A 22,928-nucleotide genomic window follows, 5' to 3' on the forward strand; every position below is an offset into this window, starting at 1 on the left:
GGGGCCGAAGCCCCATCAGATTATGCGCCAGCACCGATCTGTAGCAGTTTAATGGCCTGAGAATCGGCCAGCATTCCGCCAGTACGTTTGGTGGTGTAGAAACCAACGAATGGTTTGTTGGTGTACGGGTCGCGGAGGATACGGGTACCAATGCGATCAACGATGGTATAACCGCGTTTAAAGTTACCGAACGCAATGGCTTTCGCATCAGCAGCGATAGAGTGAACGGTAATCCTCATTCATGAGGACCCCGGCAATAACACCATCAATTTTTAATCCCTCTTCGTCTGAGCAGAAAGCAAGGCCGCTTTTATTTTTACTGCTGAGAATATCTTTAAAGAATGCCTCAAGCTCTGGTTTGGTTAGGCCAGACTTCTTCATCCGGCGTAGTGCCTCATTGATAGCCGTTTTCGTTATCTTCCCGGATACCAGTAACTGATTAAACATATTGCCGCCGCTACCACCGCCGATATACGACCAGCGGCCCCACATACGCAGCTTTCCCTGTATCCAGATGCTTTCCAGTGTGCGGAGGCGAACCATTTCGCCGGATTTGCCAACTTCAGAAGGATTAATCATCTTGCGTCTCCACTTACGCCAGTACGCCGATTGCCAGCGAACGATCTAAGAATCGAAATATCAGCTCCAGCTGTGAGCCATATTTCTGTTCAAATGCCACGGTGTCAGCGTGCAACTCATCGTGGTGCGCTCTGCAAAGCGGCAACACAAACAGGTCGTGCGCTTTCGTTCCCATTCCACCTTGTCCGTGGCCTATCAGGTGATGGGGATCATCTGCTGGCTTATTACAGCAGGCACACTGCTGGGTTTTAACCCAACTGGTGTAATTCTCGTTTATCCAGCGTCGGCGCTTTGGCCGAAGCATGAATGATTCCGGCGTTTCAGTATCCACTTTCAGCGCCAGTATCTTTTTTTGGACTAATTCGGTTGCCGCAAACACTGGCTGTAAATCACTTTCTTTCATCACTGACTGGTGCCTGACTTCAGGCAATCGCATCGCTTTTCTTGCCAGCGTTTCCGGTATGACGTGCGACAGATCGTTAATTACCAGCCACCAGCACAACTCCGGAATTGTTAGTACATGGTCCTCATTAAATCCCAGTCTGGAGCGTATGACTGATATCAGCCAGGATACCAGGTTTTTACGCGCAATGCCTGCCAGTTCCTGTGTGAATTGGTCCCTGACAAGATTGTCACAACCCCAGCAAAGGCGAATGCTTCCAGGTTCATGGCGGAAGAGTGTGAAATTCTCACTATGCCAGGTTGCATGCGGATACTGACATTCGAAAGTACGCTCCAGCTCGGCCTCAAGGCCAACTAAACCGCCAGCACGGATCAGCACATCCATATTTTCAAAGATAGGCAATACCGTTGGGTCACCTTCCAGCGGCTGTATTGCTGGAGGGATAGCTCCAGTCTGATATTCAGCGTAACGCTCTGGCTCAGGCTCAATCAGTACACGTCCTCGCCTGAACAATGGCATAAGCTCAGCACCTGGGCGAAGAAGAACAACGCCCATTTTAGGGGCAATCTCAGGAGTAAGTAGTGCTCTCACGCTGCGTGTCCTCCTGCTTTGTGCTCTGTCCACAGGCCACCAATCCACCTGACCCCTTTGGCGGTAAAGCGAGCCTGACTGAACGCGTGGTTTGATGTAAGTGATGTGCCTGTCTTAACCTCAAAACGTCCCGCATCGATATGCTGAGCCATCGGCGTCAGCGTTCCTCCAAGCCGGTACATGATGTCATTCTCAATCAGGAATAAGCGGAACTCTGTTTCCTTAGCCTGAAGAAGCTTTGCCACCTGACGGAATGACATTGAACCGTTAGCAGTACAGTAACGATCAACAAAATCAACCTTCGGTGCGGCTAATGCCAGTTCTTGCGACAGATGCTCTTTCTGTTCCTGCAAATCAGCAGCCAGACGCAAAGCATCCGAGAAAGACTGCGGGATGACCGGATGTTGTGCAGCTTCAAGCTCATTCCAGCGGTCAACAAGGCGTGCTGTGAATTCTGGCGATAATTGCGCGACAACAATAATACTGTCTCGCTTGCCCTTCTCTCCCCTGAAGAGATATACCGACATCGTCCGCCCTGCAGTGGGCTTTTCCTCAATTTGAGGAGAAGCTATAACGCCCTTATCCACCAGCGCTTCAATTGTTCTTTTTACGTTGTCGTGGCGCTTATCTACCAGAACAGATATTTCGATGCTCGACATCGTAACTGTCTTGCTTGCGATTAACTGATTCATACGTTCTCCACTTGTCAGGCAGCTGCAACTGCCGGGGAAATAAATCGCTTAATGGTGATTTCTACTTTCCCTTTTTTCACGATGTTCCCCCACTCCACCAGCATACGTTTCACCTGGCTATCGTCCTCCCAGACACCGGTTTGAGTCAGCGCGTCGAACAGCGCTTTGTTGTAGTTGTCAATATCACGACGGCGCTGATCCGGCGGATACAGAACAATATGAACTTCCGCCAGCTCACTTGATGGCCTTGGGACTGCCCGTAACTGTTCGATAATTGCCGCCCTGGCTGCTTTCTGGAACTTGCGACCAGTCTCGCTAACCAGATGCCGTCCCTTCAGTGGCCCTTTGCTGGGAGCGCGCCAGTAACTGTTTACGCTTGGTGGAAATGGCAGTGTCAGTTTCATAAAGCCCCCTTACAGGATCGCCACGACATCCCGAGCGACTTCCCGCGTGGTGCCATTGCAGGAGATCGAACGACGCGCTTTGATAAATTCCAGATTAAAACCATGCTCGCGGTACAGGTCTACTACCCTGGGGGCTGATGAGTTTGAAATGACTACTCTCGCGCCACGTTGGTGCGCTTCTACGCAGTGCTTAGCCAGCAATACCTGGTCATCCCAGTTAAAACCACCGGCGGCATACGCGGTAAACCCTGCAGTGCCAGGCATCGGTTCGTAAGGGGGATCGCAATACACAACGTCACCTTTCCCTGCAAGGCCGATAGTCCGGCGATAACCGGATGTCATGAATACGCAGTTGTGAGACATATCAGCGAAAGCCTTCATCTCCTGAAACGGGAAATAGGGAGCTTTGTATTTTCCCCAGCCAACGTTGAACTGATGGGCCAGGTTGTAACGCATCAGCCCATTGAAGCAATGCCGGTTGAGATACAAGAATGCAGCTGCACGCTCGGCTGCATCCAGTGTCTGCGCGTTGAATTCCTTCCTGATCAGTTCATAACCTTCAGGATTGCCCATTTTCTCGAACATCCAGCGGGCTTTGTTTTCAACCACGTCAGGCACGACAACCAGCATTTGATACAGATGGATAAGGTCGGGGTTAACATCTGCCAGCAGGAAATCCGCATGTTTATCGCTGTTCAGGAATACAGATCCGCCACCCACGAATGGTTCAATCAGTCGTAAACCTTCCGGGATATACCTGAACAGATCGTTAAGTTGGGTGTATTTACCACCAGCCCACTTCAGAAATGGCTTGCTCATCCTCTGAACCCCGCTGGTATGCCAGAATAATCAACATCATCATGCGTCGGCTTAAATGCCCGATCTTCTCTTGCAGAACCAGCACTCAGTGATGCCGATAGTTTCAGCGACAGTTCATCCCATTTCTCACGCAGCTTTGATGGGCTAAGGATGTTCTTGCACCAGAATGTGTCCTGGTTAGCACGCTTAAACAGCGAGCAGATTTGTTTATGTGTGCGTCCATCGATGGAAACCATCAAGCGAACTTCGTTGGCCCAAGCAGTCCAATTCGGTTCTTTTGGACGAACAACCTCTCCGTCAGATTCTGCCGCCCGCTCGTACATCCCGATGATTTTTCCCCATATGAATTCTGCACAGGTTAAATCGTCCTGAGTTCCCCACTGGCGTTTTGCTGTGCTATACACAACCGCGTCAGGATGTCGGACAGCAAAATCATCCAAATGACTTTCAGTGTCTGGTTGCGAAGCTACCGGACAAGAAGGGGTTTTATTATCTGTAGTACTCTCTGTTGTATTCTCTGTAGGATCATCGTGCCAATTTGACCTGATGACAGCGGTTCGTTTTGACCTGGTGGAGCGTTTCATATTGACCTCTTCCATCGTGTCATTTTGACCTGATGGAAGAGCGCATTTTGACCCCTTCGATTTAGTCACTTTGACTTCATCTAAAAGCTCACTCTCGTAATTGATCGTGTAGTAGTTGGTCATGTCGCGCTGCGACTTGTTGAGCTGCTCGATTTTGAGTACGCCCAGGCTCTTCAGGCGGGTGAATGTGCGCTTCAGCGTTGACTCAGACCAGAACGGGAATTGCTCCAGCCATTGCTCAGTGGTGTTGTAGATCCAACGCACACCGTCTCGCTCAAGCCCGGAGGTTGTCTCCTTCAGCCAGTAGTTAACCTGCTGCAGCGCTATGGCTTCATTCAGCCCAATGCTGTATGCAAGGTCAGGATTGATGACTATCGGCCTTGATGGCATTAACAGGCTCATAAGACCCCTCTATTTCCTTGAATTTTCGTCTGAACTGCTCAAGGGGGCTGAAGCACTCATGCTCGTACCCTTCACGCAGGTATATAACGCGCTGTGTCTGGGGCTCCCAGCGTATGACCCTGACCGGGATTCCGTAGTGATCTCTGAACCATCGGTTAAGTTCTCGCATACGCTCCCCGCCTGACCGTTAAAGTCCCCTACCACCCACTGAGCAAACTGGTAGCATACAGGCTCGAACCCGCCTGGTACTCTTACCCCATACACGAACTGAACCGGACCTGCTCCACCAGGAACCGGACGCGCTATAAGTTGCGACCTGCGGTACTGTGTTGGTAAACTGTTCATGCGTTAGTAATCTCCACTGATAACGACACGCCACGACGCCAGAGGCTGCAACCTGCTGGCGTCACTTCTTTTTGCGTGCAAACAACGTGATAATTGCCGCGATTTCTTCTTCACGTGCTGCCAGATGGCGGCGGTGATGTACCATGATTTCTTCTGCTTCATGTCTTTCGATAACCCCATCATCAAGAGCCTGCTCGATAATCTGATCAACCTGCCCCCTGGCTGCTGAGGTACGCATTGCACGACTAAACAGGTCTACACGATCCAGTTCTTCAAGGTGCGGCACATCCACCAGCAGAGCACCACGGCGACGGGCGAAGTAATCAGCTAGTAACGAGGTGTTTGAAATGTCCTCCATCGCTTCAAGTTCACTTACTTCGAAGAAACGGCAGCCATTTTTCTCGTAAAGGTTGTTGTTGAACTGTGTAACTGTCATTCCCAGGGCACCAGCCATTGCTTCACGACCTCCTGGATATGTTTTACACATCGCTTTCACAACTTCTTTTAGGTTCATACCTACCCCTTTGATATTTGGTTTGTAGTTACTACTTGCCTGTTGAGGCGGTAGACTTTTTGTAAAGTTCAGGACGAAAAACCAGCTTTCCGTCAGTTCTATATGCCGCTTCAGCAGCGCGACCTTTAGGGATTAATCCCCCTGGTCTTTTTCGCCATAAGTAGAAGGCCTCGGTGGATACAGAAAAAAAATCTGCGGCTTTACTCGGGGTCCCAAAGTACTCTTCAAGCTCTGTTGTCGTCATACACCCTCCTAAATTTATTTAGATATTACGACCTAAACTATTTTTGGTCAATTAAAGCTAAGATAATTTAGTTTTTGATGACAGGTGGACAACAGTGAACACATTTGGAGCGCGGCTTAAGACATTAAGAAGAGAAAGAAAGCTGACACAAAAGCAGCTCGGCAAGGTTGTCGGCGTAAGTGATGTAACCATTGGTTATTGGGAAAAAGATCAGAACATGCCTGGCGGTGTGTCATTAACAAAATTGGCGCGGTTTTTTGGTGTGTCTGAGGATTTCCTACTAACTGGAAAGGAAGAGAATTCGAACGTTTCTCCTTCCATAGCTGGAGCGTTGCAAGTCCCCATTATTAGTTGGGTACAAGCAGGAACATGGACATCTGAGAGTGACGCGAGAAACCTGGAAGGGGCTATTGATTACATCTTGACTAATGGACTCCATTCCTTCGGAACATTTGCCCTTAAAGTAAAAGGGAAATCAATGGAGCCAGAATTCAAAGAAGGAGACACAATCATTGTCGATCCTGATTTATGTCCCGGCCCTGGTGATTATGTCGTGGCTAAAAACGGCAGTGAGTATGCAACTTTCAAAAAGTACAGAGCAAGGGGTGTCAACGAAGATGGGGAGGATGTTTTTGAACTAGTCCCGCTAAACCCTGATTTTGCTACTTTAGATTCTTCCGTAGAAAAAATTTCCATCATAGGTGTTGTCGTTGAGCATCGCCGACAAATGCGTCGCTAACTCCCTTCCCTCAATCATAGAAAAGTGAATTACTAAAATTATTTAGTTTTTCACCTTGACCATAAAACTAAATTATTTTAGATTTATTCCATCAACAACATGAAAGCGCACTCCCTCTCCTTCCACTGGTGGGGATCGGTTTGTAAGTCGTCGGAGTGCGCTTCCAGTTGTGATGTGTACAAGCGTACTGCAGCGCCGGTCGACGCAAAGACCCGAAAATCGACTGAGCAACAGCAACTGGTTGCCAATACAAAAACTGAGCGGCGGGAAGTAAGCAGATTAGCGATCTGGTGTCACAACCCTTGTTAACTGTGCTGTGTGTAGTCTTGGCGGTGCCAGTTCATTTCCCTTTCTGGTACCGCCCTTTTTACACAAGACACGAGAGCACCACCGAGTGACGGGCTCATAACCCAATCCGCTCGGGCTGATGCAGAAGCTGGTGCTCTCCTGTGTTGTGTGGAGATAACTAACCAATCCTTTGCAGAGGACATCGAAATGAAATTATCAAAGTTACGTAACGCCATTGTCTATCGGGCTACTTTGCCCAGTATTGAAGCGGTTGAAGGGCACCTGCAGGAATTGCCCTACTCTGAACTTACAGAAACGGAATTCGCGCGGGCTTCCTTCGTCCCTAATCCGATTACCGGCGAGCTGGTTACGCCAATTACTGGCGGTTATGCAATCGTGGTTCGCCGCGATGAGAAAATAATCCCCCAGCACGTCGTGATGAAAGAAGCCAATGAGCGTATCCAGCGCATCGAAAATGCGTGTGGTCAGAAATTGAAGCGCGCTGACCGTAACAACATTATCCAGGATGCTAAGGTTCAGCTCTGCAAACAGGCATTCATCAAGTCGTCTCTGATCCTGGTCCTGTATAACACTGCAGAAAATCTGCTGATCATTAATTCCGCCAATAAAAATATTGCCAATTTAGTCGGGGCGATGCTGGTAAAAGTGATCGGTTCAGTAAAAACAGTCACGATCAACATCAGTGATATTAAAAATGGCCTGACAACACGCCTTAAAAACCATCTGGACGGAGAAGAATCTGCCTTTGCCGGGTTTGAGGTCGGTGATTATGTCCAGCTATCCCGCCTGGCAGAACAGAAAGAAGTTATTCGCTACTCTGCGGAACATACTTCCGTTACCAGTGAAATTCTGGAGAGCCTGAACACAGGTTTTATCGTTGACAACATGGAATTAAGAGGCTGCGGAGTCTCTTTCCTGCTTACAGATAAGTTCCACTTCCGGCGGATCGATACCCAGGATAATGATTTCTCTGATGATGACGACAAAGCCTACCGCTGGCGTCACCAGGCAGGTACGGACATGTTCCAGTTCTGTAAAGTAATTAACCAGCTTTGTGATCTTCTCGCCTACAAAGAGCACGAAGAACAAAAACCAGCAGCCTGATTAGAACAGCAGCAATTACCCCATTCTCAAGGGTTGGGTTGCTGCACCCTAAAGCGCGTTGCAGCGCGTCAGTTGGAGAAAAACATAATGGCAAAAACAGCACAGCAGTTAATTAAAGATGCCTTTGAGGCGGCTAAAACAATGCCTCCTGCTACTGCAGAACTGCTTAAAGGTTTGGCAACCATGCTCGATATTTCGAACGTTACTCTTCGCCAGGCGCGTAAAGAACGTGACGCCATGAAAGAAGAAGTTATTTCCTGGGCTAAAGAATGCGATCGCATTGTTGAACGCCACACTAAAACACGCAGCAATATGCACGTCTTAGAAGCTATGCGGGATATGAAGAATATCTCGGCGGCCCCCACCAGCGGTGTGGAGGCTGTCTGATGGCTAAAGATTCAAAAGTTGTATATGGCGCCAGTGGCAAGACAAACGTTTTAACGTTCGAGCCTGAAAACCTTCATCTGGTTACCGACAAAACTCACCCGCTTTACGATGAGCGGGTCCACCTTCCGATCGACGAAGGGATGGTACTGAACATTAAAGAGCTGGGAGTACTGGAGCCGATTATCGTCTGGAAAGACCCTGAAACAGGGCTCACCTGCGTGGTTGTAGGCCGCCAGCGCGTTAAACATACCATTGAGGCAAATAAACTCCTTCTGAAAGAAGGCAAAGACCCACTGTTTGTTCCTGGAGTTGTTAAGCGCGGATCAGCAAATCAGATGGCTAAATACATGGTGAGCGAAAACGAAATTCGCCGACCTGATACACCGCTTGGCCGGGCTAAAAAAATGTCAGACGCGCTCGACCGCGGGCTCGATGAGGACGACATTGCGGTGTTGTTTGGCTGCAGCGTTCAGACCGTTCGAGCAACGCTCTCCCTTCTCGATGCCACCCAGGCCGTCAGGGAAGCGGTGGAAGCTGGCACAGTTACCGTTACCCAGGCGCGTCAGCTGGCATCGCTTAAACCCGAAGAGCAGCGTGAGAAGGTCTCTGAAATCGAAGCGGCAACTGCTGGCACAACCGGCCATGAAAAAGCCCGTCGTCAGCGTCAAGTTCTCGGCGAAGCAACGCCGCGTATTAAATCACGCAAAGAAATTACAAAAGCCCTCGAAGGTGCCAGCGGTGAATACGCGGCGGCTCTGCGCTGGGTGCTAGGGGAGGCTGTATGAACGCAAAAGAGATTGATGGTGTATTTCAATGTGATTGCGGATTTTCCTGGTCGCGCGGGCAAAGCGGTAGCCATAACTGCGCTGATGGTTTGCGGGAAAAGGTACGGCAGCTGGCTGCGGAGAATGTGGAGCTGAAGGCTGGCGTAACTTACTTCGCATATTCCCCTGAATACGGCTTCGATTACTTCAAAGACAAGCAGAGCGCTATTGATACAGCGCAAGCTGAGATTGACGCTTACCATGAGGACGCAGACGACGGCTGGAGCGAAGATGTTCAGTGCGTGTCATGGGGTATCGTGATTCAACAGGCTCAAGGCTTCGATGCTCAAGGGCTGCATACCTCCGATAGCCAGCACACCTATCAAACATGCAATTACCAGTTGGTTGACTCGGTGGCAACCCCGGCCACCGATCGCATCGTAGCAGAAGCCGAGGCGCGCGGAGTTGAGAAGGCCATCGCCCACCTGAAGAAGTTCAGCAATATCGGCGTTCAGATTATGAATCTGCAATGGCTGGCTGATTCGCTGCGAGAGGGGGCCGACAAATGAGCAACGCTATCGATGCACATTTAACCGATGAAGTGATCAACGCCGCATTCGAAAACACTAACTTCGGACGCGACGACTTTCGCACCATCCTGGCGGAAACCGTTATGAAGCGTGCCGCCGGTTATCACTCTGGCTGGACGGCGACGACCATTTGTACTCGCCTCAAGCTGTTAGGGAAGCAGGAGAGGCCAACAAAACTCGGCCTGACTTTTGCCTTTCACCACTACTACCGCCAGAGCGTCCGCGATGCGCTGATGCCAAAACAGGAGCGTGCAGCATGACTGATATCACCGAACTGGCGCAGAGCCTTAAAGCGGCAGCGATCGATGCCAAAGAGCTCGCCATTATCGCCCGGTATTCGAAAGGTCGTGCGGCGGCGGAGAAATTTTACGCCCTGGCTAACCCAAACAATGTCATCGCGCTGGTAGAGGCGCTGGAGAAGTCAGAGAAGACATCCGAAGCTCGCCGGGAAGCCATAGACAGAACGCACAACATGTTTGTTCGTGAGCGTGACAGGGCAAACGCGGCAGAAGAGGCGCTGGAGAAGGGGCAGGAGATGATTGCATTTCAGCAAGGAGAAATTAAAGCGCTTTTGTCATCGCTGGAGTCCCGCACCGTCACCATTGAGCCATTCCGCTCGTTTGTCACTGATGCTGACTTGGCAGCGCTCCACCGCTTCGTCGAATGCTGTGATGACCCTGAATCTGGCGGTCACGATTTGGAAAAAGAACAGGTAAGGCGGCTTGAGAGTATCGGCGCGTTACAGCGCTCTGGGCGTATTAGCTACATCACAGGCTTTGGTGATTTCCTTATTTCGATTACGGCTGCCATCAAGTGGGAGAGCGCGTAGATGTGGGTGCTTATCATCTGGATGTTCGGGAGCTACAGCCCATCTGACGCGAAGCCGACAATCACCGCACAGGAATTTACGACAGAATCTGCTTGTCGTTCTGCCTTTGCCAAAATCAAAGAACTTAACGATGGTGAACTGGCGCTGCGTGGCGTCTGCATACCAAAGGGGGAGAGCCAATGACAAGCAAATTAACCAGAGAAGAGCGTGTGCAGTCTCTCTACGGCCTGAAGATAGGGCAAGTCCTTAACCCGAGCGATATCGAGAGTATCAAAATGCTGGCCCGCATGGCGCTGGCCGCAATGGACTGCGAGCCTAACCGTAATCCTGTGCTGGCGTATGCCGATAGTTATCGTGATATGGCGAAGCAAGGCGTCGAGTCAGTCCCAATATGGAGCGTTATTACCGATCTGGAGCGAAACATAGCGCCGCTCTATCGCCACGCCCAGCCAGCGCCAGAACACGACCAGGTACGCCGCGAGCACGCCGAGTGGTCGCAGGCCACGTTCGGTAATGTCGGCCCTATTGGCCCGCTGAAACACCTCAGCAAAGAAGCGCTGGAAGCCGCTGCAGAGCCTGGTGACCTCAGCGAGTGGGCAGATATGCAATTCCTGCTGTGGGATGCACAACGCCGTGCCGGTATTACTGACGAGCAGATTACCCTGGCGATGATTGAAAAACTGGCGGTGAACAAACTGCGCGAATGGCCGGAGCCGAAAGACGGTGAGCCGCGGTTGCACATCAAAGAGCAGCCAGCGCAGGTAGTGCCGGAGAAAGCAACCGTTGGCGAAATGCCATTCCTTGGCACCAGTGAAGGGGCATATGTGAGGGGCTGGAATGACTGCCGTGCCGCCATGCTCAGCGGAGATAAGCCATGAAAACTATCGAACCAATCCCGACATTGGCGCTGGATGACCTTCTGCATATGGCAGCTTCCGCGATAGAAGATCTGTTGGAGCACACCGACCCGAACACCAGTTATTATTCTGGCGCGTGGGCTGATGTGCCTGGTAAGTTACGGGCCGCCATGCTCCAGGCTGGCAATTGTCGGGAAAACGGGAATTCGTCAACCAACAATTTTCGGGAAATTGCGGAAACGTCAACCGGCACCGCAATAACGCCAGCAGCACCAGACAAAAAACTGACCGACGATGTGCAGCGGGACGCTAAACGTTGGCGCGCATTGCTGGGAAGTGCCCGCATCCGAATTCTTGGTTCGGCTGGATTCGATGCAACAGCGCACCCTGGCGAAAATCCTGATTATCGACATTTTGGCATGGAAATCTGGACGCATTATCCCAACTGGTTGCACGAGAAGAACGAGTACGGAATTGACACACTGACGCAATATGCTGACGCCATGCTCGCAGCCGCCCCGCAACCCCAAAACGCACAACAAAATATTCCTGAAATTATTCCAAATGAGCTAATCGCTGCGGTTAACCGCCTGCTCGATAGCAACGGAAGCCGTGGCTGTTATAGCGCAATCCGTTGCTACGACGCTCGCGAGGAAGTAGAGCGCTTGCTCGCAGCCGCCACGCAGGATGCTCAGGATGATGCTAACGAATTGATTCCGTTAGTTTCGCGGAATAAGCAGGAGGTGAAGAGTGAGTAAAGATGAATTGCTTCAGAGGCTACAGGCTCTCACTACAGATTTTCATACTCTGGCCTGTGATATGGATATTGGCGACGAGCGCACCGAGGTGTTCGAAATGTATGAGGTTCTGCGACGCATTCAACGCCGGGGCGCAGCTAGTGAAATGCTGGCTGCAACTAACCCTCTGCTTTGCCCTGGCATTCATGATGATGGGGAGTGGATGGATTTTATTGATGAAGATGATGACTGATTTCTGAATAACCCAATCAGTCCACCAGCACTTAACAAGAGAATATTTAACGTGAACCATTTAATGATCGACCTCGAAACTATGGGTAATAAGCCCAATGCCCCTATCGTCTCCATCGGTGCGGTATTTTTTGAGCCCTCAACTGGCGAACTCGGAGAGGAATTTTACCGAGTAGTCAGCCTTAAAAGCGCGGTAGATGGCGGTGCCGTTCCTGACCCTGAAACGATTATTTGGTGGATGCAGCAAAGCGAAGAGGCCCGAAAGGCCATTTGCGATAAAGACGCGGCAATGAATCTTGTTACTGCATTGAGCAATCTGAATTGCTTCATACGTGATAACGCCGATCCAGCAAAAGTTCAGGTCTGGGGTAATGGGGCTACGTTTGACAACGTGATCCTTCGGACCAGCTATGAGCGTGAGTTTGTACCCTGTGTATGGAAATACTGGAATGATCGCGACGTTCGAACCATTGTCGAATTAGGGCGAACCATTGGCATCAACCCGCGCCGAGATATTCCGTTTGAAGGCGATATGCATAATGCGCTGGCTGACGCCAAACACCAGGCTAAATACGTCTCTGCAATCTGGCAGCGACTCATTCCCAGCCCCGTTGCTGGATAGATACAACGGACGCAGCCGGATTAGTGGAGATATACGTATGGGGCAGCTAGTTACTATCTATGACTGGGCATCAGGGCCAAATGGTTTTAAATACCCAGTGAGCAAAGCAACACTGAACAAAATAGCTAAAACCAAACAAACCTACCCGGCTGCAATCAAACAAGGTCGCCGCTGGGTGATTGATGAAGATGCTCGTTTTATTGGCATGGTGGGTGATGTTGATATTTCTACATCTCTGTCAGATAAAGCCCGCCAGTTAGTGGAGAAGGCCTTCTATGGCAGCTCGACCCAGAAAACATAACATTAATATTCCAAACTTGTACTGCAAGTTAGATAAGAGAACATCCCGTATCTACTGGCAATACAGGCATCCCACATCAGGTGTTTTTGTAGGGTTTGGAACCGATGAAGATGCAGCGAAAGCTGCTGCAACTGAGATGAATCGTCTCATTTCGGAACAGGAAGCAAAGCAATCATACGCTCTTGTCGATATGGCCATTAAAGCTAACGCCAAGAAAGCTCCGGGAATGAGAGTTAGCGATTGGATTAAAAAGTATAAGGAAATTCAACAGGAGAGGATGGAAAACAACGAGATCAAACTATCCACATTAAAAAATAGGCGTCTTTGCTCGAATGTTTTATCTAAAAGAACACCGAATCTGCGAATAGCAGATGTGGATACCAAAATCATCGCCACTATTATTGACGAGTATAAAAACGCAGGTAAGCAAAGAATGGGGCAACAGGTAAGGTCGGTTCTTGTTGATGTGTTTAAAGAGGCCCAGCATGCAGGCGAAGTGCCCCCTGGTTATAACCCTGCCCTTGCTGCGAAGAATCCAGTAGTGAAGGTAAGGAGAAAACGATTGACCTTAGCAGAATGGAAAACAATTTTTAAACACGCCGAGGATATGCAGCCAGCTGCGCAGAACGCCATGCTTCTGGCTTTAATTACTGGCCAGCGATTGGGTGACATCGTTGATTTCAAGTTTTCCGATGTGTGGGATGGGTTCCTGCATATCACACAAAATAAGACGGGGTCCAAAATTGCCTTACCACTTTCCCTTAGATGTGATGCCATCGGTATGACGCTTGAAGAAGTGATCGCAAGGTGCCGGGATCGATGCGTTAGCAAGTACCTTGTTCATCACTCAGTTCTGCATGCGACGGCGAAGCCAGGAAGCAAAATCCCTGTGAACTCCATATCGCGGTATTTCACCATTGCAAGGGATCAGTCAGGGATTAAGTGGCATGAGGGTCACACCCCGCCTTCGTTTCATGAACAACGTTCACTGGCATCTCGCCTCTACAAAGAACAAGGCTTAAACGTTAAAACCTTGCTGGGTCATAAAACTGACGCGATGAGCGAAGAGTATGCAGATGATAGAGGGCTGGAGTGGAAAAAGCTTCAGGTGTAGCTACGTGAAAAATGGTGAGGTATTACCCTGCTGGTCTTCTATTTTTCACGTAGCGTTTTGGGGAAAGATATTGGGGATATTTTGGGGAAACAAAAAACACCTTATATTTCAATGAGATATACTTTAGCATTCTGCTCCACAAGCAGACGTCAAAAACCGACAGTTAGTCAATCCAAAACAGCCAGCGACGCGTTGTTGCTGGCTGTTTCCGCTCTCACTTAGCCAACTCGTTCACACTCCGGCGTCAGTGGCAGCAGGTCAGAATCAATCTCAGCCATAATCAGGCTGGCGAGGTTCTGCTTCTGATGCACCTTACCGCACTGGACAATGATCTGCCGCGCGTTGTCATAGCCCGGAGCCCAAAGCCGATTGTTCATGCGCACATCTTTATAGATGGCGATCAGCGGTTTTTTCCATGCCGCCGCCATATGCACAACGGAAGTATCCGGTGAGATAACCAAATCAGCTTGTGCAATCAGCGCCATAGTATGGTGCAGCGTTTTAAACGGATTCACCCTCACCTTTTCGGGCAAAGGAATACGGATCTCATTGCGATGATCGAGCAAGACAATGTTTATATCAGGATACTCTGAGCGTAATTTTTCAATGATTGACGCGAGTTGTTCCTGCGACAAACTGCGGTCCTGATGCCCGGCAAAAATATTAATCACCACCTTACGCCCATCCAAACCGGCCAGATACTCGCGAACTTGCTGATAGGTATCCTGCGGAATATGCAGGTCATAGGACTCCAGATGCTTTTTATCCAGCTTCAGGTGATCGGCAATAAGTGCAAATGTCTTGCTGACGTGCCAGTTTTCGCAGTCAAAATCAAAGGACTTGGTGTAGTGGTTAATCGACGCCCACTTATTAAACCCCAGCACTGACTTAGCTTTTATTTGCCGTAGCAGCAGCATTCTGTGTACAGGGATATCAAACAGCGAGGGGTCAATAATAATATCGTACTTATTATTCGCAAGCTCATCAATTACAGGTTGAGGAACATTGTGTTTGAATTTACGCAGGTAATCCGCGGAATCGACATTTTCAGCTTCATAGATGCGACGGATGTGCGGATTGTGCCGCATAACCTGACTGTTTGACTTTGTCAGCAGGAAATCAACGGTCATCCCCGACTCATGGAGGCATTTAACCAGCGCCGAATCCACAACCACATCGCCTATCGCCCCTTCATTACGCATCATCAGAACCGTTTTAGCCGATGACAAGTCGACATCATGGCGTTTGCGATTATCCCAAAATGCTTTGGCGATATGAACCCGCAAGACATTGCGTACTTTCTTAACAAAGTAATTACGGCGCCTGTTCAGCTCTCTTATTTTTTTGAACTTCCTGGGGGATACCTGCACCGCTGTGTTTTCCATCATCATAACCTCGTAACCACTATCAACAGTACTTCTCCTGATCTTGCTAAGGACTAATAAAAATAAGAAAAGTTCGCTTGATAAATAAAATTCTTATGTTTATGGCGCAGGACGAATAGTAATACTTTTTGTCATTCCAGCATAACTGATTGAAGATAAAATGAGTAAATTGTGGAATTAGCCTGGATATCATCGGGCAACCCAATTTTCATAGCTGCCTTATACTTAAGAAGCTACTTATCCCCCATCCCCGGTCAATATTTGCTCACCGGAGGTAAGCCGTTTGAATGACATACCCAGTCTGAGCATGGTAAAATCAGCGCAATTACTTTGGCGGAACTATCATCATGAAATTAAAGAATAAATTACTCCGCCATTTTATTTCTGCGGGCGTGGTTGTTCTGACCTCTTCATTTCTGGTGTATGAATTAGTCGCCAGCCATCGGGACATGTCAGAATATATGCGATATATCGTCGAAAAAGGCGAAGCCGCATTTTTGTACGATAAATATCAAAATCAGCTTATTATCTCCCAGCTTTCACGCAAACTGGATACGTCCCCCTCTGCGGAAATGGCAAAACAAGCTTGCGACGGCGTACAAACCAACGGAGAAGTCAGTGGGCTAAATATTGCCGGACGCTCGTTTCCTCTGCTTCACGGTACGCTCAGCACCACTCAATCTTCATGTCAGCCGTGGGTTAAGACCTCCCTGCACTACAGGCATTTGACGCAGCGATTATCCAGAACAAGGCCATCTCAGCGCAGAGAACGGGCATTGCCAAATCAGACCAACGCTTTCGTTATTACATTGATTTAAAAAATAAATATGCATATTTTTATTCGCCGCTTGAGATAAACAGCAGCCCGGTAGATAACTGGAATTTTCTCCATGACAGTAAGCTAGGCATAACCCAAACCAGTTTTAACAATTTACTGCGTGGACGCACGCTGATTTCCAGCATCTACGCTGACGCTTTGACCGGGCAGAATATTTTATCTTTTTTAACGCCGGTCTATCATCAGGAGCAACTTAAAGGGGTCGTCATGGTTGATGTTACCCGTAAAGATCTCGGGAAACTCCTCTATACCGCCGACCGTCCCTTAGTCTGGCGCTATCTGGACGTCACCTTAACGGACTCGGATTCAACAACCGAAATCATCGTTCACCGCAGCCAAACGCATATTTTCGGCTATGCCCACTACAACAATCAGGTTGCAGAAAATATGCAGATCGCGCTGTCGCTGGACGTGATGTATTTCCTGCTTAGCTCCTGGAAGCTGTTCCTGTTTTACCTGATATCTACTGGTGTACTGCTGCACCTTGTACGGATGCACTTCCGTTTGTATACCGATGTTTTCAAAGAAAACATCAGCGATTCATTAACCGGTCTTTTCAACCGTAAAATCCTCTCCCCGATCCTTGAGTCCCGCCTGCAAAAGCTAACGGAACAGGGCGTGAATATCGTGTTCATGGCGCTCGACTGTGACCGACTGAAATATATTAATGATACCTGGGGGCATAACGAAGGCGACCGGGCTATTGTTATGCTCGCGCAGGCCATATCGTCGTCCATACGCAAAAGCGATTACGGTATTCGCCTGGGCGGAGACGAGTTCTTCCTGATTCTGATCGATTACGCCAATGAAGATGCTCAGGATATTCCCGAGCGCATCCGCCAACACCTGACGGCGGTTGATATCAATAAACGCGTTAATTTCTCGTGGGGAGCCAGCAGCATGGCGCCGGGAGATAATCTGGTGGACGTGATGAACATCGCCGATGCCCGGCTGTACGAAAATAAAAAACAGAAAAAACATCCACTTCCGGCACGAGAAGGTTAAGCTGGATACTTTAACCCGCAAGGACAGACTGACATGAATGCGCCTGTAATAAAGAGCACCCACCAGCAGTTGCTCGAGTTGCTTAACCGATCCGATGCTCGTTTCCGGGTTGTTGAGCATGAAGCCGTCGGGAAATGTGAAGCGGTATCAGAGATCCGCGGTACGGCCCTGGGTCAGGGTGCAAAAGCGCTGGTATGTAAAGTCAAAGGTCATGGGGTGAATCAACACGTACTGGCGATTCTTGCCGCCGATCAACAGGCCGATTTAGCCCGCCTGGCCGAACATATCGGCGGCAGCAAAGCCTCACTGGCCAGCCCCGCAGAGGTCGATACTCTCACCGCCTGCGTGTTTGGCGCGATTCCACCTTTCAGTTTCCACCCATCGCTGCGTCTGGTCGCCGACCCGCTGCTATTTGAGCGTTTCCCGGAAATCGCCTTCAACGCCGGGCAGCTCGACAAATCGATTATCCTCAACACCGCTGACTATTTACGTATTGCCCAACCCGAGCTGGTGGTCTTTCGCCGCGAGGTCTGACCCCTCCCTCGCCTCTATCGCAACGTTATCTGAGTTATTTCCGATAACGTTGCATTTTATTTTGCATTCTTTGTTACCGGTATCACGAAAAGCATTTTACGTAATTCTGATACCAAATCCCGCAATTGTTAACCCTCCAGCTTCAACCACACTATAGCTCGTAATTACTGAAACCGTATCTTAACGACACCAGGTGACATCAATGACGACTAAAGTTACCCGTAAAGAAAAAATCAGTTATGGCCTTGGGGATATGGCCAGCCATATCGGCCTGGATAACGTGATTATTTTTCTGACGTTTTACTATACCGATGTAGTGGGCCTCCCGGCAGCCTTTGTCGGCACGATGTTTCTGCTCGCCCGTACCGCCGATGCCATCATCGACCCGGCAATGGGCTATATGGCTGACCGCACTCGCTCGCGCTGGGGGAAATTCCGCCCGTGGATGCTGTGGTTAGCCCTGCCATTTGGCCTGAGCTGCCTCCTGACTTACGCCGTACCGCAATCTCTGGATATGACCGGCAAAATGATTTTCGCCAGCGTCAGCTACACCTTCATGATGCTGATGTATACCGCCATCAATATTCCCTACTGCTCGATGGGGGCGGTGATCACCCCCGATAATGACGAACGTATCTCCCTGCAATCCTGGCGCTTCTTCCTTGCCACGCTCGGCGGCGCAATGTCGACGTTTTTCATGATGCCGCTGGCGGAGTACCTCGGCGGCGCGGATAAACTGGCGGGCTATCGTTGGGCGATGGCGATTATGGCCAGCGCAGCGGTGATTATGTTCTGGATCTGCTTTGCCAACACCCGTGAACGTATTAAAGCGCCCGCTACCCATAACAACTATCTGTCTGAACTGCGCGATCTCCTGCGCAACGATCAGTGGCGGGTCGTCGCGGTGCTGGTGATGACCAACATTGGCTTTGGCGTAATCCGTCTCGGGGCGATGATGTACTTCGTTACCTACTACCTCGGCAGCGCCAGCTACTTTATGTGGATGCTAGGCGCGCATATTCTTGGCAAGGCCGCAGGTAGCTTGCTGGCCAAACGACTGACCCGTAATTTCAACAAAGTTCAAATGTTCGGCTACTGCGCTGTGCTGGCGGGGGTGCTGAGCATCGCTCTATTCTTCGCGCCGAAATCCGTTTTCGTGCTGGTCCCGCTGACGTTCATTATCTCCACGCTTTATCAGGCCACCACCACGCTGATGTGGGTAATGATGGCCGATGTCGCCGACTACGGCGAATGGCGACAGGGTAAACGTATGGATGGCGTCATATTCTCCACCTTCCTCGCGGTCCTCAAGCTGGGAATGGCCCTCAGCGGCGCTATCGTCGGCTGGACTCTGGGCTTTAGCGGCTACGTCGCCAACGCGCCAGAACAAACATCACTTGCAATGAACTGCATCGTCGCCCTGTTTACCGTTGTTCCCGGCCTACTCTCGCTGGCGGCCTTCGCCACGCTGCGCTGGTACAAGCTTGATGACCAGACCATGCAGGAAATCAATTTGGCTAAAACGCAATCTCTTGTGAAAGGATGATCTCACCATGAGCGAATTAATACAGCATGCTAACGCCATCGAATGGCGCTTCGAACGGCAGATTTTACGCCTTGAGCCCTGGGGCGAAAACAGCCTGCGGGTACGAGCCACCTGCGCGCCGGAGTTTAATTCGGAGCTTCAGGCGCTACTGACGCCAGAATCATGCCACGCCGAAATCTCCCGTGATGCGGAAACGCTGACCCTGCGTAACGGCAATATCAGCGCGGTGTTGAACCTCAAGGGTCAGCTGGCATTTTACAACCAGCACGGCGAGCTGCTACTCGAAGAGATGTGGCGGCAACGTTCCACCGTCGGTATCGGCGCCAGCGAAAAGAGCCAGGACAAATACGTCAGCGCCCTGAAACTGGACGGCCGCGAATTTAAACCACTTCCTGGGGGCAAATATCAGCTAACGGTTCGTTTTGAAGCCCGCTATGAAGAGAGACTGTACGGCATGGGCCAGTACCAGCAGCCGTGGCTGGATCTGAAGGGTTGTTCTCTTGAGCTGGCGCAACGTAACTCACAGGCCAGCGTGCCGTTTGTGCAATCCAGCCTCGGCTACGGCCTGCTGTGGAACAATCCAGCGATTGGCGAAGCCAGCTTTGCCAAAAACCACAGCCAGTGGACTGCCCGCGTCACCCAGGAGATGGACTACTGGATAACCGCCGGTGACAGCGTAATGGAGATAACCCGCCAGTACGCTAAAGCCACCGGTACGCCCCCCGCCGCACCAGAATTCATTAGCAGCCTGTGGCAGTGTAAATTGCGCTATCGTACCCAGCAGGAGGTGCTGGAGGTGGCTCGCGAATACCGCCGCCGCAACCTGCCGCTCTCGGTGATGGTTATCGATTTCTTCCACTGGCCGAATCAGGGTACCTGGTGTTTCGACCCTACCGACTGGCCGGATCCGAAGGCGATGGTAGAAGAGCTCGAATCAATGGGCATCAAGCTGATGGTTTCAGTCTGGCCGACCGTTGAAGCCCGCAGCCCGCTGTTCCCACAGATGAAGGCTAAAGGGTGGCTGGTGACCAGCGATCGCGGCGTACAGGTCAACCTGGATTTTATGGGCAATACCACCTTCTTTGACGCCACCCATCCTCAGGCACGGCAGTTTGTCTGGGATACGGTAAAGAAAAACTATTTTGACTACGGGATCAAGCTGTTCTGGCTGGATGAAGCCGAGCCGGAGTATCGCGCCTATGACTTCGATAACTATCGCTATCACGCCGGACCGGTGCTGGAAGTGGGTAACCGCTACCCGCGCGATTTCGCCCAGGGCTTCTACGATGGCCTGCGCGCGCAAGGTGAAGAAGAGATTGTCAATCTGGTGCGCTGCAGCTGGGCAGGCAGCCAGCGCTACGGCGTGCTGGCGTGGTCCGGCGACGTTCACTCCTCCTTCCATTCGTTTCGCAATCAGTTGGCTGCCGGGCTCAACATGGGGCTGGCGGGCATTCCATGGTGGACGACCGATATCGGTGGTTTCCAGGGCGGCAATATCCACGATCCGGCATTTCACGAACTATTGGTCCGCTGGTTCCATTGGGCCGTATTCTGCCCGGTTCTGCGCATGCACGGCTATCGCGAGCCGCGGATCCAACCGCCGGAAAGCTATCGCCACGATATTCCTCAATGCGACAGCGGTTCGCCAAATGAGCTGTGGAGCTACGGCGAGGATAATTTCGCCATCATGCAACGCTGGCTGGGCGTCCGCGAGGCGCTACGTCCCTATATTGATGAACTGTACGCCAATGCACATCGCCACGGCGACCCGCTCATGCGCCCGCTCTTCTGGCACTATCCCGACGATGCGCAAAGCTGGCAGGTCGAAGACCAATACCTGTTTGGCCAGGATTTGCTGGTCGCTCCGGTCATGCACGCAGGCCAGCGTCAGCGCGAGGTCTGGCTGCCGGGTGAACATCAATGGGTCGATTTACAGGGGGAGCGCTATCAGGGAGGGCAGCGTATTTCAGTTCCCGCCGGGCTGGAGACTATTCCGTTGTTTATTCGTGAAGGCAGCCCGCTGGTTTCGCTGCTGGTAAAATAAATCAGGCAGATGCCTGAAATAGCGAGCATGCGCTAAAAAAAGCCTGTCTACTCACGCAATTATGCGTAGAGTAAACGGGCTTCTCTTTTTTTATATTTTGGCAAGGACCTCTGCACATGCTCGACACCACCCTGTTAATTCTGCTGGGCCTGGCGGCGCTCGGCTTTATTAGCCATAACACGACCGTTGCAATTTCAATACTGGTTTTAATTATCGTCCGCGTCACCCCGCTTAATACTTTCTTCCCGTGGATTGAAAAGCAGGGGCTGACCATCGGGATTATCATCCTGACTATCGGCGTGATGGCACCTATCGCCAGCGGCACTCTTCCGCCCTCAACGTTGCTTCATTCGTTCGTTAACTGGAAATCACTGCTGGCGATTGCCGTCGGCGTCGGCGTCTCATGGCTCGGCGGGCGCGGCGTGGCGTTGATGGGCTCGCAGCCACAGCTGGTGGCCGGGCTGCTGGTCGGCACCGTACTCGGCGTTGCTCTCTTCCGCGGGGTACCGGTAGGTCCGCTTATCGCCGCCGGGATCATTTCGCTGTTTATAGGGAAGTCGTAGTCAGGCTGGCGAGATAACGTCCCGGCGTTTGGCCCAGCCCTTTTTTAAACATGGTGATAAACGCGGTGGTGGAGTCATAACCCAGACTCTGCGCTGTCTGCTGCACGCTTTGCCCGCGGATCAGCATTTGCAGAGCGAGGATCAGCTGCAGCTGATGCCGCCAGCGGCGAAAGCTCAGGCCCGTTTCGCGCACTACCAGCCGCGCCAGATTACGCTCGCTCATGGCGAACTCCGCCGCCCACTGCGCCAGCGTTTGCCAACGAGCGGGATCATCGGCCATGACCTCCGCCATTTGGCGAATTTTCGGATGTCCGGATACCGGCAGTTGCAAATGCTCCTGCGGCTGCTGGGGTAGCTCGTCAAACAGTACCTGCACCAGGCGGTGCATCGCCGCTGATTCCAATTCTGCCCTGCCGCGCTGGGCCATGGTCAAAATAAGCTCGCGCACCAGCGATGAAATCTTTAACGTACAGCAGAAATTCGGCATCGGGGCCGCACCGGGTTCAATAAACAAAAAGCAGATCTGCGCTCCCGGCGTCGCCCGGTTGCTATGGGGTATCTGCCCAGGGACCCACACCGCATACTGCGGCGGCACCATCAACATGGCATTTTCCACTTCGCAGGTTAGTGCCCCGTGCAGCGCCAGGATCAACTGACCTTTGCGGTGCTGATGACGCGGAATATGCTGCTCGTCCGCGACAACCTGAATACGAAATGCCAGCGCCGCTTCATGGCCGCTGTCCGGGTCATAGCCGTCCAGGCCGAGTCCGATCATAAGATTGTCCGATATTAGCGATATTCTGTCATTTTAGCTTGATTTAAACGGGTCGC

Annotated in this window: 27 protein-coding genes and 4 pseudogenes; 19 read left to right on the plus strand and 12 right to left on the minus strand. The window is 51.0% G+C overall.

Annotated elements, in window-relative coordinates; genetic code table 11:
- Nucleotides 1-20: 20 nt before the first annotated feature.
- From AC07P6_RS18405 to AC07P6_RS18450, 10 genes and pseudogenes are all read right to left on the minus strand, one after another.
- Nucleotides 21-218: pseudogene (locus tag AC07P6_RS18405) on the minus strand (phage major capsid protein); the annotation flags it as partial.
- A pseudogene (locus tag AC07P6_RS18410) lies at nucleotides 217-579 on the minus strand (DUF1133 family protein); the annotation flags it as partial. The pseudogenes AC07P6_RS18410 and AC07P6_RS18405, both read right to left, overlap by 2 nt.
- Before the next feature lie 13 nt (nucleotides 580-592).
- The gene (locus AC07P6_RS18415) at nucleotides 593-1,573 is read right to left on the minus strand and encodes a DUF968 domain-containing protein (protein WP_265825070.1); all 981 of its coding nucleotides are present in this window, start codon (nucleotides 1,571-1,573) and stop codon (nucleotides 593-595) included.
- On the minus strand, nucleotides 1,570-2,265 hold the full coding sequence (locus AC07P6_RS18420) for a phage antirepressor KilAC domain-containing protein (protein ID WP_032750807.1): 696 nt from the start codon (nucleotides 2,263-2,265) through the stop codon (nucleotides 1,570-1,572). Before AC07P6_RS18420 ends, AC07P6_RS18415 begins: the two co-directional genes overlap by 4 nt.
- 14 nt (nucleotides 2,266-2,279) lie before the next feature.
- Nucleotides 2,280-2,669, minus strand: coding sequence for a RusA family crossover junction endodeoxyribonuclease (locus tag AC07P6_RS18425; protein WP_032750809.1), 390 nt, complete (start codon nucleotides 2,667-2,669; stop codon nucleotides 2,280-2,282).
- 9 nt (nucleotides 2,670-2,678) lie between these two features.
- Nucleotides 2,679-3,488: a DNA adenine methylase gene (locus AC07P6_RS18430; protein WP_478314095.1), complete on the minus strand. Its 810-nt coding sequence runs from the start codon at nucleotides 3,486-3,488 to the stop codon at nucleotides 2,679-2,681.
- A complete protein-coding gene (locus AC07P6_RS18435) occupies nucleotides 3,485-4,474 on the minus strand; it encodes a hypothetical protein (protein ID WP_478314097.1) in 990 nt (329 codons plus the stop codon). The genes AC07P6_RS18430 and AC07P6_RS18435 overlap by 4 nt, the downstream gene beginning before the upstream one ends.
- On the minus strand, nucleotides 4,431-4,643 hold the full coding sequence (locus AC07P6_RS18440) for a DUF4222 domain-containing protein (protein ID WP_071845048.1): 213 nt from the start codon (nucleotides 4,641-4,643) through the stop codon (nucleotides 4,431-4,433). Before AC07P6_RS18440 ends, AC07P6_RS18435 begins: the two co-directional genes overlap by 44 nt.
- A gap of 237 nt (nucleotides 4,644-4,880) precedes the next feature.
- A complete protein-coding gene (locus tag AC07P6_RS18445; RefSeq protein ID WP_154927084.1) occupies nucleotides 4,881-5,333 on the minus strand; it encodes a YmfL family putative regulatory protein in 453 nt (150 codons plus the stop codon).
- A 31-nt stretch (nucleotides 5,334-5,364) separates the two neighbouring features.
- The gene (locus tag AC07P6_RS18450; protein WP_154927083.1) at nucleotides 5,365-5,577 is read right to left on the minus strand and encodes a Cro/CI family transcriptional regulator; all 213 of its coding nucleotides are present in this window, start codon (nucleotides 5,575-5,577) and stop codon (nucleotides 5,365-5,367) included.
- A 94-nt stretch (nucleotides 5,578-5,671) separates the two neighbouring features.
- Here AC07P6_RS18450 and AC07P6_RS18455 point away from each other — a divergent pair, with 94 nt between their 5' ends.
- From AC07P6_RS18455 to AC07P6_RS18520, 14 genes and pseudogenes are all read left to right on the plus strand, one after another.
- A complete protein-coding gene (locus AC07P6_RS18455; protein ID WP_154927082.1) occupies nucleotides 5,672-6,316 on the plus strand; it encodes a LexA family protein in 645 nt (214 codons plus the stop codon).
- A 495-nt stretch (nucleotides 6,317-6,811) separates the two neighbouring features.
- Nucleotides 6,812-7,729 (plus strand): recombination-associated protein RdgC, encoded by a 918-nt coding sequence (gene rdgC / locus AC07P6_RS18460; RefSeq protein ID WP_219675457.1) that lies wholly within the window; start codon nucleotides 6,812-6,814, stop codon nucleotides 7,727-7,729.
- 87 nt (nucleotides 7,730-7,816) lie between these two features.
- Entirely contained in the window at nucleotides 7,817-8,116 is a 300-nt protein-coding gene (locus AC07P6_RS18465) for a hypothetical protein (RefSeq protein WP_478314099.1), read from the plus strand.
- The gene (locus tag AC07P6_RS18470; RefSeq protein WP_478314100.1) at nucleotides 8,116-8,901 is read left to right on the plus strand and encodes a ParB/RepB/Spo0J family partition protein; all 786 of its coding nucleotides are present in this window, start codon (nucleotides 8,116-8,118) and stop codon (nucleotides 8,899-8,901) included. Before AC07P6_RS18465 ends, AC07P6_RS18470 begins: the two co-directional genes overlap by 1 nt.
- Nucleotides 8,898-9,449 carry a hypothetical protein gene (locus AC07P6_RS18475; protein WP_478314101.1) on the plus strand — a complete coding sequence of 184 codons (552 nt, stop codon included), beginning with the start codon at nucleotides 8,898-8,900 and terminating at the stop codon, nucleotides 9,447-9,449. The genes AC07P6_RS18470 and AC07P6_RS18475 overlap by 4 nt, the downstream gene beginning before the upstream one ends.
- Nucleotides 9,446-9,730 carry a hypothetical protein gene (locus AC07P6_RS18480; protein ID WP_227513528.1) on the plus strand — a complete coding sequence of 95 codons (285 nt, stop codon included), beginning with the start codon at nucleotides 9,446-9,448 and terminating at the stop codon, nucleotides 9,728-9,730. Before AC07P6_RS18475 ends, AC07P6_RS18480 begins: the two co-directional genes overlap by 4 nt.
- On the plus strand, nucleotides 9,727-10,299 hold the full coding sequence (locus tag AC07P6_RS18485) for an ead/Ea22-like family protein (protein ID WP_478314103.1): 573 nt from the start codon (nucleotides 9,727-9,729) through the stop codon (nucleotides 10,297-10,299). The genes AC07P6_RS18480 and AC07P6_RS18485 overlap by 4 nt, the downstream gene beginning before the upstream one ends.
- Entirely contained in the window at nucleotides 10,300-10,482 is a 183-nt protein-coding gene (locus AC07P6_RS18490; RefSeq protein WP_478314105.1) for a hypothetical protein, read from the plus strand.
- A 242-nt stretch (nucleotides 10,483-10,724) separates the two neighbouring features.
- A pseudogene (locus AC07P6_RS18495) lies at nucleotides 10,725-11,138 on the plus strand (DUF550 domain-containing protein); the annotation flags it as partial.
- 35 nt (nucleotides 11,139-11,173) lie between these two features.
- Complete coding sequence (locus AC07P6_RS18500) at nucleotides 11,174-11,914, plus strand: hypothetical protein (RefSeq protein ID WP_478314106.1); 741 nt, start codon at nucleotides 11,174-11,176, stop codon at nucleotides 11,912-11,914.
- Nucleotides 11,907-12,146 (plus strand): hypothetical protein, encoded by a 240-nt coding sequence (locus AC07P6_RS18505; RefSeq protein WP_478314108.1) that lies wholly within the window; start codon nucleotides 11,907-11,909, stop codon nucleotides 12,144-12,146. The genes AC07P6_RS18500 and AC07P6_RS18505 overlap by 8 nt, the downstream gene beginning before the upstream one ends.
- Nucleotides 12,147-12,197: 51 nt before the next feature.
- The gene (locus tag AC07P6_RS18510) at nucleotides 12,198-12,767 is read left to right on the plus strand and encodes a 3'-5' exonuclease (RefSeq protein ID WP_478314109.1); all 570 of its coding nucleotides are present in this window, start codon (nucleotides 12,198-12,200) and stop codon (nucleotides 12,765-12,767) included.
- Between the two features lie 37 nt (nucleotides 12,768-12,804).
- Nucleotides 12,805-13,068, plus strand: coding sequence for an excisionase (locus AC07P6_RS18515; RefSeq protein ID WP_004131611.1), 264 nt, complete (start codon nucleotides 12,805-12,807; stop codon nucleotides 13,066-13,068).
- Nucleotides 13,043-14,182, plus strand: a complete 1,140-nt coding sequence (locus AC07P6_RS18520) for a phage integrase Arm DNA-binding domain-containing protein (RefSeq protein WP_478314110.1) — start codon at nucleotides 13,043-13,045, stop codon at nucleotides 14,180-14,182. The genes AC07P6_RS18515 and AC07P6_RS18520 overlap by 26 nt, the downstream gene beginning before the upstream one ends.
- 218 nt (nucleotides 14,183-14,400) lie before the next feature.
- On the opposite strand, the gene AC07P6_RS18525 is transcribed toward AC07P6_RS18520, so the two are convergent.
- Entirely contained in the window at nucleotides 14,401-15,570 is a 1,170-nt protein-coding gene (locus AC07P6_RS18525; protein ID WP_304260925.1) for a glycosyltransferase family 9 protein, read from the minus strand.
- A 344-nt stretch (nucleotides 15,571-15,914) separates the two neighbouring features.
- Between AC07P6_RS18525 and dgcJ the strand changes: the two are divergent.
- From dgcJ to AC07P6_RS18550, 5 genes and pseudogenes are all read left to right on the plus strand, one after another.
- Nucleotides 15,915-17,410, plus strand: a pseudogene (gene dgcJ / locus AC07P6_RS18530) (diguanylate cyclase DgcJ).
- Between the two features lie 33 nt (nucleotides 17,411-17,443).
- Complete coding sequence (locus AC07P6_RS18535) at nucleotides 17,444-17,944, plus strand: YbaK/prolyl-tRNA synthetase associated domain-containing protein (protein WP_478314111.1); 501 nt, start codon at nucleotides 17,444-17,446, stop codon at nucleotides 17,942-17,944.
- Nucleotides 17,945-18,146: 202 nt separating this feature from the next.
- On the plus strand, nucleotides 18,147-19,490 hold the full coding sequence (locus tag AC07P6_RS18540; RefSeq protein WP_112216622.1) for a glycoside-pentoside-hexuronide (GPH):cation symporter: 1,344 nt from the start codon (nucleotides 18,147-18,149) through the stop codon (nucleotides 19,488-19,490).
- Between the two features lie 7 nt (nucleotides 19,491-19,497).
- On the plus strand, nucleotides 19,498-21,534 hold the full coding sequence (locus AC07P6_RS18545; RefSeq protein WP_478314113.1) for a glycoside hydrolase family 31 protein: 2,037 nt from the start codon (nucleotides 19,498-19,500) through the stop codon (nucleotides 21,532-21,534).
- A 116-nt stretch (nucleotides 21,535-21,650) separates the two neighbouring features.
- Nucleotides 21,651-22,097, plus strand: coding sequence for a DUF441 domain-containing protein (locus AC07P6_RS18550; protein ID WP_110273595.1), 447 nt, complete (start codon nucleotides 21,651-21,653; stop codon nucleotides 22,095-22,097).
- On the opposite strand, the gene AC07P6_RS18555 is transcribed toward AC07P6_RS18550, so the two are convergent.
- Nucleotides 22,081-22,872, minus strand: a complete 792-nt coding sequence (locus AC07P6_RS18555; protein WP_182238012.1) for an AraC family transcriptional regulator — start codon at nucleotides 22,870-22,872, stop codon at nucleotides 22,081-22,083. The two genes, AC07P6_RS18550 and AC07P6_RS18555, sit on opposite strands and share 17 nt — an antisense overlap.
- Nucleotides 22,873-22,928 lie beyond the last annotated feature (56 nt).

Source organism: Klebsiella sp. GFKo11, assembly GCF_056490265.1.